Below are 13,672 nucleotides of genomic sequence, written 5' to 3' on the forward strand. Positions count from 1 at the left end.
TCCCCCCTGGTCGCCTCCGTTCCCTGCGATTCCATCGCTGGGTCTCCCCAGTCATAAGCAAAAAAACAACAAACAAAATACATAAAAACAATGAAAGCAGATTTGATTTTAAAGAATTACGAGATTGCAAAGGAGCGCTATGCCGCTCTGGGTGTAGATACTGACAAGGCTATTGAGACTTTGGAGAAGACTCCAATCTCTCTGCATTGCTGGCAGGCTGACGACGTGGTTGGCTTCGAGCGTGGCGAGGCAGCTTCTGGCGGTATCCAGAGTACAGGTAACTATCCAGGCAAGGCTCGCAACATCGACGAGCTCCGTCAGGACATCGAGAAGGTGAACTCTCTCCTCGCTGGTACTTTCCGTCTCAATCTCCACGAGATTTACGGTGAGTTCGGCGGCAAGCAGATCGACCGCAACGAAGTAACTGTTGACCAGTTTACAGGCTGGATGCAGTGGGCTAAGGAGCAGAACATGAAGCTCGACTTCAACTCAACTTCTTTCTCTCACCCATTGAGCGGAAACCTCACATTGTCAAATCCTGACCCAGCTATCCGCGAGTTCTGGATTGAGCACACCAAGCGTTGCCGCCGTATCGCAGACGCCATGGGTAAGTTCCAGAACGACCCATGTATCATGAACATCTGGGTACACGATGGTTCCAAGGATATCACCGTAGAGAAGGGCCGCTATCGCGAGATTCTGAAGAACTCTCTCGATGAGATCCTGGCAGAGGAATTGCCAAACATGAAGTCTTGCCTGGAGGCTAAGCTCTTCGGTATCGGCTTGGAGGCTTACACCGTAGGTTCTCACGACTTCTACGCTGGCTACTGCGCTAAGAACAACGTGATGTACACCCTCGATACAGGTCACTACGAGCCAACAGAAAACGTATCAGATGCAGTTTCTGCACTCCTGCTCTTCGTTCCTGAGCTGATGCTCCACGTATCCCGTCCAATGCACTGGGATTCAGACCACGTAACTCTCTTCGACGACAATACCCGCAACCTCTTCTCTGAGCTGGTTCGTGCCAACGCACTCGACCGTGCTCACATCGGTCTCGACTACTTCGACGGTTCCATCAACCGTATCGGTGCTTACATCATCGGTGTCCGTGCCGCTCAGAAGTCATTGTTGCAGGCATTCCTTGAGCCATTGGATACCCTCCGCAAGTACGAGGACGAGGGCAAGCTCTTCCAGCGCCTGGCTCTCCTCGAGGAAGAGAAGACATTGCCATTCGGTGCTGTATACGATTACTTCAACCTGAAGAACAATATCCCTGTTGGCGAGGAGTATATCGCTGACATCGAGAAGTATGAAGCAGAAGTTCTCACTAAGAGAAACTAAGATGTTGAACATTTGTATGTTCAGGAGTTAAAGAAGTTAAGGAGTTAAAGGAGTTAAGACAACAGTCTTTGCACGCAGTTTTTAAGCAACAAGACATACGTCTTAACTCCTTAACTTCCTTAACTCCTTTAACTTCTTTATATGCGAAAGTTCTGTACCCTAAAAACCAAGCAAATATGGAAATATTAATAGGACTTTTAATCATTGCCATCGGCGCATTCTGCCAGTCCAGCTGTTACGTCCCTATCAACAAGATCAAAGATTGGAGTTGGGAATCATACTGGGTAGTTCAGGGTGTGTTTGCATGGCTTATTTTGCCTTTTTTAGGCGCTATGCTCGCTGTTCCTAGCGGACATTCTTTCTTTGAATTATTCGACGGTTATGGCTTCAATGTAGCGATGACCATGCTCTTCGGTGTACTCTGGGGCGTAGGCGGACTGACCTTCGGCCTTTCCATGCGCTATCTGGGAGTAGCTTTGGGTCAGAGCATCGCCCTGGGAACCTGTGCGGGGCTCGGAACCATCATGGGTCCGGTACTGCTCAACATCTTCTTCCCCGAGCTGGATGCCCTCTCATCGCTCACCTTCAGCGTAATTCTCGGTGTGGTAGTCACTCTTATCGGTATCGCCATCATCGGTGTGGCTGGAAGCATGAAGGCTTCCTCTCTCTCTGAAGAAGAGAAGAAGGCGGCTGTGAAGGACTTCAACTTCCCTAAAGGTCTCGCTATCGCCCTGCTGGCTGGTTTTATGAGCGGATGCTTCAATGTAGGTCTTGCCTTCGGAGAGGATATCCACTTCGGCACCTTCACTCCGGATATGTTCAAGACCCTGCCTGCCACCTTCCTCGTAACCGTGGGTGGTTTCATCACCAACGCCATCTACTGTTTCTATCAGAACACCAAGAATCATACTTGGAGCGACTATAAGAACGAGGAGGTTTGGAGCAACAACATCCTATATTGCGCCCTGGCGGGAGCCTTGTGGTACAGTCAGTTCTTCGGCTTGTCCTTAGGAAAGGGTTTCCTCACCGAATCCCCTACCCTCATGACCCTGTCTTTCTGCATCCTGATGGCACTCAACGTGGTGTTCTCGAATGTATGGGGCATCATCCTGAAGGAATGGAAAGGCTGCTCTAAAAAGACCATCGGCGTATTAATCGTTGGCATCATAGTCTTGATTATCTCAAGCTTCCTGCCACAGCTAGTTTAACATTAAACTTAGAACTTGGAACTTTATGATATGCCTTATTATTGAAGATAAGTTTTATACAGATAAACTAATCATAAAGTTCAAAGGAAAAAAGTTCAAAGTTCAAAGGAAAAAAAGTTCAAAGGAAAATGAAAAGATTTGCATTTAAGATGTATCTCAAGAAGGGATGCGAAAAGGAATATGCCAAGCGCCATGCTGCGATTTGGCCTGAGTTGAAACAGATGATCAAGGACCAGGGTGTGAGCGACTACAGCATCTTCTGGGACAAGGACACCAACCTGCTCTTTGCCGTTCAGAAATGCGATAGCGATACCAACAGCCAGGACACCACCAACGTGGATCCTATCACCCAGAAATGGTGGGATATGATGGCAGACATCATGGAGGTGAATCCTGATAATTCGCCTGTCAGCATTCCGCTGGAAGAACTTTTCCACATGGATTGATATAAAGAATTTAGTTAACTTAGAAACAGAAAAAGCCCCCGAGCATCTCACGATGTTCGGGGGCTTTGTTTCACTAAACCCAAAAACTTTTACCTAATAACACTAAAACCTAATAAACCTATTACCTATAAAATGTATATTCAGTAAACCTATTTATATCAAAATATTACCAACAACACTATATCTACTATTCATAGAATGTCAGATATTGAATCAATATCTGACATTCTTTATGTATCTGATGAACTAACCTATATTTTATCTTGGCAAATTAAAAGCCTTGGTCATCTCAGCCATCTCTTCCTGGCTCATGCCATCAGGCTCGAATCCCATGCATTTTGAATCGATATAGATCTTTGCGCTCTTTGAGAGCACGTCAATCTGGTCGAAGGCATCCATCACGTCCAGGCCCTTGGCAAAGACACCGTGCTTCTCCCACATCACTACATCGTAATCCTCCAGCTCCTTCAAAGTCTCCTCAGCCAGCTTCAAGCTGCCAGGCAACTGATAAGGAACAATGCCCAGACCGAGCGGACAGAAAGCCTTGGTCTCTGGAATCATGCTCCAGAGCAGGTTGCTCAAAACGTCCTTGCCCATGAACTTCTTGTTGTGGCTCATGGCGATAAGCTCGATAGGGTGAGTATGAACGGTAGCCTTATAGTTGGAACCCTTCTCGATGAGACGGGCATGAACGCTCAGGTGACTAGGCAACTCTGAGGTTGGCATCACAGGATTATCGGCGATGATGACATAGCTGGCGCAATCGTCGAGGATACGGATGATAGAACCGTTCTCCATAGGCCAGCGAGCCAAGTCGCGCATACGCTTGCCTGTACCCTTGCAGAAGAAGTAACAACCCTTCAATGCAGGCAAAGCTGTACCAATCTGCTTCACTTCGCTGATAGCTGGCAAAGCCTTGATCTCGTCATCAACCAAGTCTGTTACGTTTACGGTGATATTACCACCATTACGCTCAGCCCAACCATTCTGCCAGAGGTATCCGGCAACCTCTGCAATCTTCTCGACCTCCTTTTTCAAGGCAGGACGACCTTCTAAAACACTATTCATATTATTCTTGTTATTAGCTTGTTTAAAATTTCTGCTGCAAAAATACTCATTTCGCTCTATACCCAACCTATTCTTTTGATATTTGAGCTATGACATTTGGCATAACATTTTCTGTTTTTCTGATTTCAGTAGACACTTTCAATTTTATAAAACGGAAATAGTAGAAACTCGAACAAAAGAACATGAAATCGTACAAAAATCCATAAGAAATATACATTCTTTTCGTAACTTTGCAACAAAATTAGAATAATAACGCAACAAAACAATCAAAACAAAATCAGAATGAGAAAAAGACTATTTCTGCTTCTACTCGCTTTCATCTCGCTATGCCAGATGTATGCAGTAGAAAGGACAAAGCTCAATTTTAATGGGGGATGGTTGCTCAAGGTGGGCGACTTCCAGGGAGCAGAACTGGCAAACTACAAGGATGCCGGTTGGAAACAGATTACGCTGCCTCGTGCCTTCAACGAGAAAGAAGCGTTCAAGGTTTCCATCGAACAACTCAGCGACACCATCATGTGGTATCGCAAGCACTTCCATATCCAGGAAGTGGGCGACCGCAAGTATTTCATCGAGTTCGAGGGTGTACGTTTCGGTGCCGACATCTGGCTCAATGGTAAGAAAGTGGGATATACCGAGAATGGTGTGATGGCAAGCGGATTCGATCTGACACCTTATATTATAAAAGGTGAGAACGTCATCGCCGTACGTGTGGATAACTCCTGGAGCTATCGTGAACGAGCCAGAGGCCAGCGCTATCAGTGGAACGACAAAAACTTCAATGCCAACTATGGCGGTATTCCGAAGAACGTGTTCCTCCACATCACCGACAAACTCTACCAGACTCTTCCGCTCTACAATAATCTCAAGACCACAGGTATCTATATCTATGGCAGTAACTATGATATTGCAGGTAAGAAGGTAACGGTGAACGCTGAATCGCAGGTAAGGAATGAGGATTCCAAGTCTCGCTCTTTCCGCTTCTTCGCCAAGATTCTAGATGCAGACGGCAAGGAAGTGGGTCATTTTGATGGCGAAAGATACACATTGAAGCCTGGCGAAACCAAGACCGTGAAGGTGAGCGGACTCCTGGACAACGCTCATTTCTGGAGTTGGGGATATGGATATCTCTACACCGTGAAGACCCTATTGAAGGCAGACGACGGCAGCAAGATAGACGATGTCATCACCAAGACCGGTTTCCGCAAGACCCAGTTTGGCGAAGGCAAGTTCTATCTCAACGATCGTGCCATCATGATGCACGGCTATGCGCAGCGCACCTCCAACGAGTGGCCTGGCGTGGGCATGAGCGTTCCTGCCTGGCTGAGCGACTACAGCAACAAGCTGATGGTGGAATCGGGCGGCAACCTGGTTCGCTGGATGCACGTATGCCCTTGGAAGCAGGACATCGAGAGCTGCGACCGTGTGGGACTGATTCAGGCAATGCCAGCAGGTGATGCAGAGAAGGATGTCTTCGACCGCAGATGGGAACAGCGCCTGGAACTGATGAAGGAAGCTATCATCTACAACCGCAACAACCCTAGCATCATCTTCTACGAAAGCGGTAATAAGGGTGTGAGCCGCAAACACATGTTGCAGATGAAAGCCATCCGCGACGAATTCGACCCTCACGGCGGCAGAGCCAGCGGCAGCCGAGAGATGCTCAACATCAACGAGGCAGAATACGGCGGCGAAATGCTTTACATCAACAAGAGCAAGAAGCATCCGATGTGGTCGATGGAGTATCATCGCGACGAGGGTTTGCGTAAATACTGGGATGAACAGAGCTATCCTTACCACAAGGAAGGCGACGGTCCCTTGTATCGCGGCAAACCTGCCTTCGAATACAACCACAACATGGATACCTTTGCAGCAAGCATGGTAGAGCGATGGTTTGAATACTGGCAGGAGCGGCCGGGCACCGGAAAACGAGTAAGCGATGGCGGTACCAAGATCATCTTCTCGGATACCAACACCCATCATCGTGGTGAGGCAAACTACCGTTCGAGCGGTGTAACCGATGCGATGCGCATTCCGAAGGATGCCTTCTTCGCTCATCAGGTGATGTGGAACGGCTGGGTATCTCCTGAAAAGGATGCCACCTATATCGTGGGACATTGGAACTACAAGCCAGGCACCATCAAGCAGACAGAATATGTGGTAAGTACCGGCGACGAGGTAGAACTCTTTGTCAACGGCAAGAGTCTGGGCATGGGCGAACGCAGCAACCAGTGGCTTTTCACCTGGAAGAATGTACCTTTCGAGGCTGGAAAGATTGAAGCTGTTGCTTATACATACGATAAATCTGATAAGAAATCAAAAGATGCCAAGACCAAGAAAGAAACAAGCCGTTATGCCATCGAAACTGCGGGCAAGCCTCATCACATCAAGCTCACCAGCATCCAGAATCCGGAAGGTTTCAAGGCTGATGGTGCCGACATGGCGCTCATCCAGGTAGAGGTGGTAGATAAGCAGGGCAGACGTTGTCCACTCGACAACCGAACCATCCACTTCAACTATCAGGGCGAAATGGAATGGATTGGCGGATTGGCTACTCCTAACGAGGAAACCCAAAAGGAACTTGCAGCCAAGAAGCAGAGCCACGTGGTAGATAAGAACGAAACTGCAGAGCAGAAGGCAGCCCGCAAGGCAGCTGATATTCTCGATTCAACAGATAGCGACAATACCTTCGATAATTACATCGGAAAGATTGATTTGCCAGTAGAATGCGGTGTAAACAGAGTCTTGATCCGCAGTACCGTGAACCCAGGAAACATCACAATCTGTGCTGGTGCTGATGGCATCAAGGGCGTGGCAAGCATCGACTTGAAGACCGAGAAGGTCGATATCGAGCACTACCTGCCTCAGTTCAGCTTGAAGGGCGACCTTTCTCGTGGAGAAACTCCATCTACCCCATCCTATACCGATATCAAGGAGACCATCGACATCACCGGTGCCGTGGCTAGCGTAAGCCAGGAAGATGTCCAGAAAACTTTCGATGACGATGAGACCACCGAATGGAAGAGCGATGGCAAGCCTGAGAATGCCTGGATTACCTATCAGTTTGCCAAGAAAGAGAAAGTAGACGAAATCACCGTGAAACTTACGGGCTGGAGAGACAAGATGTATCCGCTCGCCATCTTTGCCGGCAAGAAGAAGGTTTGGGAGGGTTACACCTACGCCTGCCTCGGCTATGTTCATGTCAAGATAGACAAGCCGGTGAAGGCGAAGGATATCACCATCAGGATGATGGGCGATGCCAAGAGCAAGACCCAGCTCAGCGACACCAAGGAGCTGGCGGGCGGCAAGGCAAGCACCCTCGATTTCATAGGAATCAAGAAAGGCAAACCGGTATTGAGAATCGTAGAGATTGATTTTCTGAAGAACAAGTAGCAGAGAAATATGTAGAATTGGTGGAATCTCGCATAAAAGCCAACAATGGAGCCAAGGCGTGGAAGATGCCCAGCATCGACTCACCCAGGAAGACAAGAGCATCTATGTGGTAGATGTGCCGAACGCCAGTCTGCGCAGCGATGTTCTCCACTTCGATGCCAATGGTGCTCAGGAGTTAGGCAACAAGATGTTCCAGTTCATCGAGAAGAAGAAACTTCTCAAGTAAATATTGCAGCATTCTAGCGACACCGCATTTCACGGTGTCGCTAGATTTTTTCTATTAAAATTGTACTAATTCAGAAATAAGATGACCTTGCGCTTTGCCAGATCATCTTTTTTATGCACTTCCTTGACTTTTTGGCAAAACACCTAGCATATTTGTACTATTTTACATTTTTAAGAATCATAATACGGCTATTATTGGGTATTTTTCGCTATCTTTGCAAACGAAGAATAAACAATTAAGATCAACTTAATAAAACCCAATATGATGAACAATAAAAGAAATCATAAATTCATAGGATTATCCTTTGCTTTGGCATTGTTGTCTTCACTCAACAGCCAGGCTCAGTTGCTTCCTACCCCTACGCAGGAAGCAAAACCGGGCGTAAGATGGTGGTGGATGGGATCTGCCGTGGATCAGGAAAACCTGAAATGGAACCTTGACGAATACGCCAAGGCAGGTATCGGTGCCGTGGAAATAACACCGCTCTATGGCGTACAGGGCAACGACAAGAACGATATCCCTTATCTCTCGCCTAAATGGATGGATATGCTCAAATTTGTTGAGAAGGAAAACAAGCAGGTGGGCATCGAGACCGATATGTCTACCGGCACAGGATGGCCTTTCGGTGGTCCTTGGGTACCTATCAGCGAGGCGGCATGCAAGGCGGTGTTCGTGGATACCATCGTGGATGTAAAGCAGAAACTGATGGAGATAGAATTCAACGTGCCTCAGAAAGAACGTGATTTTGCCAAACTGAAGGTCATCAAGGCGTTCCCGGTAGAAGGAGCAAAGAACAAGAAACGCGTCATCGCTCTCTACGAAAGCCGTACCCGACAGAAGGTGAAGCGTGCCGCACCTGGAGGAGAGGGATACGTTATCGACCATTTCGACTCTACTGCCGTGGCCAATTATCTACAGCACATCGACAGCGCCTTCGTGGCATCGAAGACTCCATATCCTCATACCTTCTTCAACGACAGCTACGAGGTATATGGTGCCAACTGGACGCCTACCCTCCTGACGGAATTCGAGAAATTTCACGGATATAAACTGCAGGATAAGTTCCCAGAGTTCCTCGATGGCGATGCTGTGGTGGTAAGCGATTACCGTGAAACCCTGGGCGACATGCTGCTCCATAACTTCACCGAACAGTGGACCAAATGGGCAAACAAGCGTGGTGCCATCACCCGCAATCAGGCACACGGTTCACCAGCCAACCTCATCGACTGCTATGCTGCTGTTGACATCCCGGAGATTGAAGGCTTTGGACTGACCGACTTCGGCATCAAGGGACTGCGCAAGGATCCGGGAAAGACCCGTCCTAACTTCAGCGACCTGAGTATGCTGAAATATGCCCCATCAGCAGCACACATCACCGGAAAGAAATATACATCCAGCGAAACCTTCACCTGGCTCACCGAGCACTTCCGCACATCCCTGAGCCAGATGAAACCGGATATGGACCTGATGTTCTGCGCCGGCGTAAACCACATGTTCTTCCATGGCACCGCCTATTCACCTAAGAACGATCCATGGCCAGGCTGGAAGTTCTATGCTTCGGTGGATATGAGTCCTACCAACAGTATCTGGCGCGACGCTCCGGAACTGATGAAGTACATCACCAACTGCCAGACCTATCTGCAGTGGGGACAGCCAGACAATGACTTCCTGGTTTATCTGCCGGTAAGAGATATGTGGCGCAAGGATACCAAGAACTGGCTGATGCAATTCGACATCCACAGTATGGCGAAGAAGGCACCGGAGTTTATCAAGGTGATTCTCGACATCGACAAGGCTGGATTCGACTGCGATTACATCAGCGACAAGTATCTCCGCACGTGTACCTTTAAGAATGGTATGATTGAAACAGCTGCCGGAACCCGATACAAGGGCATCATCATTCCTGGCAACAACATCATGCCAAGCGACGTGATTGAGCACATATCTGAATTGAAATCACAGGGAGCCAAGATTATCAAGGGCGACAACATCAAGGCAATGGAACAGGCAGCCCAGCCTGAAATGATGAGAAAGAACCTGGGCTTGAAGATGATTCGCCGCAACAACAGCATCGGCCATCATTACTTCATCGCCAACCTCACCAGCAAGGACATCGCTTCCAGTGTGGCTCTGGCCGTGAACGAGAAGCATGGCATCTGGTACAACCCTATGACGGGCGAATATCATGAGGCAACCATCGGCGACAAGGGCATCGAACTGAACCTGAAGAGTGGCGAGAGCCGCATCCTCATCACATCAAATAAGCCTGTAAGCGAATGGAAACTCGGTTCTAAGGTGAAGGTGAGCGAAAAGGAGAAGTTTGCGGCTGCGGATAGCAAGACCATCGACCTGACTGCCAATACCTGGAAGCTGTCGTTCACTGAGGATGCGCCTAAGGTAGGAGAAAACTTCAACCTGAAGGGCTTGAAGTCTTGGGAAGGCCTCAGCGACAAGGCGAAGGTGATGATGGGAACGGGTGTCTATGAAACTACCATCAAGCTATCGAAGGATGATGCCAACAAGCAGTGGGCCATCGACCTGGGTGATGTTCGCGAGAGTGCTCGTGTCTATATCAACGGCGAGTACGTGGGTTGCGCCTGGGCTGTGCCTTACATCCTCAACTGCCAGGACAAGCTGGTAAAGGGCAAGAACACCATCCGCATCGAGGTTACCAATCTGCCTGCCAACCGCATCGCAGAAATGGACCGCCAGGGCGTAAAGTGGCGCAAGATGAAGGAAATCAACGTGGTGGACATCAACTACAAGAAGACCACCTACGAGAAATGGACTCCTGTGCCAAGCGGCCTGAACAGCACCGTGAAACTCGTGGAAATCAAGTAAATATCACAAGTCAAGAATTATAGAATTTAAGAATTTTCATTCCATATCATCAGGAAAGAAGAAAAAATTCTCGTATTCTCTAAATTCTTGATAAAAAAAATAATAAACTAACATTAATAACAAGACAAATGAAGAAACTGATCTTATCATCGCTCTGCATGCTCATAGGCTTGACCTCAATGTCTGCCCAGAACGCATTGCAAAATGAAATTCTGGAAGTAGCTCATCGCACCAACAACTACTTCATGACGAAGTACAGCGACCCTACTCTCGACACATTCGTAAAGAAAGTCCGCACCAGCAACCTCTGGACCCGTGCCGTATATTACGAGGGATTGATGGCGCTTTACGAGATTGACCCTCAACAGCGCTATCTTGACTACACCGATAAATGGGCGGATTACCACAAATGGACTGCCCGTGGTAGCGTGAACGATACCGATGCCGACAACCAGTGCTGCCAGCAAACCTACATGGACCGCTACGTTCAGACAGGCGGCAAGAAGGACTTAAGCAAGGTAAAGGAGAACCTCGACCATCAGATGCACACCAACCGGGTAAACTACTGGACCTGGATTGATGCAATCCAGATGGCGATGCCAGCCTATGCCAAGTATGCCAAGATTACCGGTGAGCGCAAATACCTGGATTATGCGATGAATTCCTATAAATGGAGTCGTGATACCCTGGCTAACGGACTCTTCAACAAGAAAGAGGGGCTCTGGTGGAGAGACAAGGACTATGTGCCACCTTACAAGGAGAAGGATGGCAGCAACTGCTATTGGAGCCGTGGCAACGGTTGGGTATATGCAGCCCTGGTACGCGTGATGGAGACTCTGCCAAAGACAGACAAGTACTATCAGTATCTGAAGAAAGACTTTATCTTGATGAGTAAGGCTATCCTGAAGTGCCAGCGCGAAGATGGCTATTGGAACGTGAGCCTCGTTTGTCCAGCCAACTATGGCGGTCCTGAAATGACGGGTACAGGCCTCTTCCTCTATGGTATGGCATGGGGCGTTCAGCAGGGCATTCTTCCTAGAGCCACCTACCAGAAGGCGATGGACAAGGCATGGAAGGCGCTTGCCGCATCTGTTCACGAGGATGGTTTCATCGGCTACAACCAGGGCACAGGAAAGGAGCCATCAGCCGGTCAGCCAGTCACCTTCACCTCAGTCCCAGACTTTGAGGATTACGGCACCGGTTGCCTCCTGCTAGGCGCCGCAGAGTATTACAAGCTTGTAAAGGGAAAAAAGTAAAAAGGCTTTTTAAAGGTAAAAGGGTAAAAAGGTAAAAGCCCAAAAGCTAAAAAGCTCCCCTTCCCCCTTTACGCCCCCGTTCCCAGCTATTCCATCGCTGGTCCCCCAAGTCTAGATCTTTAAAAAAGAACAAATCATGAAGAAATATATCTGGCTGATGGCTTGCCTGGTGGCGTTTTCGCCACTAAGCGCCAACGCCGCAAAGAAACAGAAGAAAGCAAAGAAGGCACAAACCGAGCTTTGGCCTGATGGCACAAAGATGGATGCCTGGTTCAGCAACGCCCAGAAGGTGAACGTGGATACCCTGGGCAAGAAATACGTCCTCACCGACTATGGCGTAAAGACGGATAGTACCCTGATTCAGACCAAGGCTATCCAGGCGGTCATCGATCGTGCTGCCCAAGATGGCGGTGGTGTTATCGTGGTGCCTGCCGGAACCTATCAGAGCGGTGCCCTCTTCTTCAAGCCAAAGACCCATCTCTATGTTTCAGAAGGCGGAAAACTGAAAGGTAGCAATCGCATCGCCAACTTCCCTGTGGTAGAAACCCGCATCGAAGGCGAGACCTGCAAATACTTCTCCGCCTTCATCAATGCCGATAAATGCAACGGCTTCACCATCGCCGGTCCGGGTACCATCGATGGAAATGGTTATCACTACTGGGAGGAGTTCTGGATTCGCCGCACCTGGAACCGACAGTGCACCAACAAGGATGCACAGCGCCCTCGCCTCGTCTATATCAGCAACTCCAGCAACGTAACCTTGCAGGATGTGCATATCCAGAACAGTCCGTTCTGGACCAACCACATCTACCGTTGCGACCATGTCCGCTTCCTGGGCTGCACCATCTTCGCCCCTACCAGTGGCATGCGGGCACCAAGCAGCGACGCCATCGACATTGATGTCTGTCACGATGTACTGGTGGAAGGCTGCAACATGAGCGTAAACGATGATGCCATCGCCATCAAGGGCGGAAAGGGAACCTGGGCAGACCAGGCACCGGAGAACGGTCCTGTATATAATGTACTCATCCAGAACTGCACCTATGGTAGAGTGCACGGATGCTTAACCCTTGGCAGCGAAAGCATAAAAGACCGCAACATCGTATTGCGCAACATCAAGGTAGGCAATGCGCAGCGCGTGCTTTGGTTGAAGATGCGTCCTGATACTCCTCAGCATTACGAGTATGTAACGGTGGATAATATCCAGGGCAAGACCGGCAGTTTCCTCGTCATCCGTCCATGGACCCAGTTCTTCAAGCCAGGCGATCGCAAGGACATGCCGTTGAGCCAGTGCAACAACATCACGATGAAGAATATCCAGATGGATTGTGACAACTTCTTCGATGTAGGAACAAGCGATAAATACCGTCTGGTAGATTTTACCTTCGAGAACATCAACTGCACCGACAAGAAGATGGCATTCGATGCCAATCTCATCGAGAACACCGTAGCAAAGAAAGTGAATATCACTCCTCGCGAAAAGAGCAACGGATTGAAGACCACCGGCGATGCCGACGGGTTGAAATAAAGCATCTATTTATAGAAAACAACACAGAAACGGGCTTTATTCCTAGGAATAAGGCTCGTTTTGCTTTTTTATATCATTCCTTATTTCTTTTTACCTCTTAAAATTAGGCTGTTCCAATTATTTTGCTTAATTTTGCCTGCAAAATAATTTTGAATAAGAAAAAGATTGATATAAAAGGTATAACAAAGAGCTTCGGCTCCCTGCAGGTACTCAAGGGCATCGACCTGCATATTGACAAGGGCGAAGTGGTTAGTATCGTCGGACCTAGTGGTGCCGGCAAGACCACTCTTCTCCAGATTATCGGTACCCTCGACAAGCCAGATAGTGGCAGCATAGAGGTGGACGGCATTGATGTGCGCAGC

General features: G+C 48.5%; 10 protein-coding genes. 9 read left to right on the forward strand and 1 reads right to left on the reverse strand.

Features of this window, described 5'->3' with window-relative positions; translation table 11 throughout:
- Nucleotides 1-90: 90 nt before the first annotated feature.
- From ACTQ53_RS13120 to rhaM, 3 genes are all read left to right on the forward strand, one after another.
- Nucleotides 91-1,344 carry an L-rhamnose isomerase gene (locus ACTQ53_RS13120; protein ID WP_441933403.1) on the forward strand — a complete coding sequence of 418 codons (1,254 nt, stop codon included), beginning with the start codon at nt 91-93 and terminating at the stop codon, nt 1,342-1,344.
- A 176-nt stretch (nt 1,345-1,520) separates the two neighbouring features.
- On the forward strand, nt 1,521-2,552 hold the full coding sequence (locus ACTQ53_RS13125) for an L-rhamnose/proton symporter RhaT (RefSeq protein WP_217761859.1): 1,032 nt from the start codon (nt 1,521-1,523) through the stop codon (nt 2,550-2,552).
- 128 nt (nt 2,553-2,680) lie between these two features.
- Complete coding sequence (rhaM, locus tag ACTQ53_RS13130) at nt 2,681-2,998, forward strand: L-rhamnose mutarotase (protein ID WP_022110650.1); 318 nt, start codon at nt 2,681-2,683, stop codon at nt 2,996-2,998.
- Nucleotides 2,999-3,256: 258 nt separating this feature from the next.
- Here rhaM and rhaD read toward each other — a convergent pair whose 3' ends face one another.
- Nucleotides 3,257-4,066: a rhamnulose-1-phosphate aldolase gene (gene rhaD, locus ACTQ53_RS13135; RefSeq protein WP_264951576.1), complete on the reverse strand. Its 810-nt coding sequence runs from the start codon at nt 4,064-4,066 to the stop codon at nt 3,257-3,259.
- Between the two features lie 282 nt (nt 4,067-4,348).
- Here rhaD and ACTQ53_RS13140 point away from each other — a divergent pair, with 282 nt between their 5' ends.
- The 6 genes from ACTQ53_RS13140 to ACTQ53_RS13165 all read left to right on the forward strand — a co-directional run.
- The gene (locus ACTQ53_RS13140; protein WP_441933406.1) at nt 4,349-7,459 is read left to right on the forward strand and encodes a sugar-binding domain-containing protein; all 3,111 of its coding nucleotides are present in this window, start codon (nt 4,349-4,351) and stop codon (nt 7,457-7,459) included.
- 58 nt (nt 7,460-7,517) lie between these two features.
- On the forward strand, nt 7,518-7,685 hold the full coding sequence (locus tag ACTQ53_RS13145; RefSeq protein WP_294970064.1) for a hypothetical protein: 168 nt from the start codon (nt 7,518-7,520) through the stop codon (nt 7,683-7,685).
- A 261-nt stretch (nt 7,686-7,946) separates the two neighbouring features.
- Nucleotides 7,947-10,526 (forward strand): glycosyl hydrolase, encoded by a 2,580-nt coding sequence (locus ACTQ53_RS13150; protein ID WP_441933408.1) that lies wholly within the window; start codon nt 7,947-7,949, stop codon nt 10,524-10,526.
- A 128-nt stretch (nt 10,527-10,654) separates the two neighbouring features.
- A complete protein-coding gene (locus ACTQ53_RS13155; protein ID WP_441933410.1) occupies nt 10,655-11,782 on the forward strand; it encodes a glycoside hydrolase family 88/105 protein in 1,128 nt (375 codons plus the stop codon).
- Nucleotides 11,783-11,918: 136 nt separating this feature from the next.
- A complete protein-coding gene (locus ACTQ53_RS13160; protein ID WP_441933412.1) occupies nt 11,919-13,310 on the forward strand; it encodes a rhamnogalacturonidase in 1,392 nt (463 codons plus the stop codon).
- Between the two features lie 149 nt (nt 13,311-13,459).
- A partial coding sequence (locus ACTQ53_RS13165) for an ATP-binding cassette domain-containing protein (RefSeq protein WP_441933414.1) occupies nt 13,460-13,672 on the forward strand: 213 nt, incomplete at its 3' end.

It is taken from the genome of Prevotella sp. Sow4_E9_plate (genome assembly GCF_052116205.1).
Classification (GTDB): Bacteria; Bacteroidota; Bacteroidia; order Bacteroidales; family Bacteroidaceae; genus Prevotella.

Coding starts and splice junctions, on each gene's coding strand:
- rhaM (WP_022110650.1), top strand. CDS start 2,681: ATGAAAAGATTTGCATTTAAGATGTATCTCAAGAAGGGATGCGAAAAG.
- ACTQ53_RS13155 (WP_441933410.1), top strand. CDS start 10,655: ATGAAGAAACTGATCTTATCATCGCTCTGCATGCTCATAGGCTTGACC.
- ACTQ53_RS13120 (WP_441933403.1), top strand. CDS start 91: ATGAAAGCAGATTTGATTTTAAAGAATTACGAGATTGCAAAGGAGCGC.
- ACTQ53_RS13150 (WP_441933408.1), top strand. CDS start 7,947: ATGATGAACAATAAAAGAAATCATAAATTCATAGGATTATCCTTTGCT.
- ACTQ53_RS13160 (WP_441933412.1), top strand. CDS start 11,919: ATGAAGAAATATATCTGGCTGATGGCTTGCCTGGTGGCGTTTTCGCCA.
- rhaD (WP_264951576.1), bottom strand. CDS start 4,066: ATGAATAGTGTTTTAGAAGGTCGTCCTGCCTTGAAAAAGGAGGTCGAG.
- ACTQ53_RS13125 (WP_217761859.1), top strand. CDS start 1,521: ATGGAAATATTAATAGGACTTTTAATCATTGCCATCGGCGCATTCTGC.
- ACTQ53_RS13140 (WP_441933406.1), top strand. CDS start 4,349: ATGAGAAAAAGACTATTTCTGCTTCTACTCGCTTTCATCTCGCTATGC.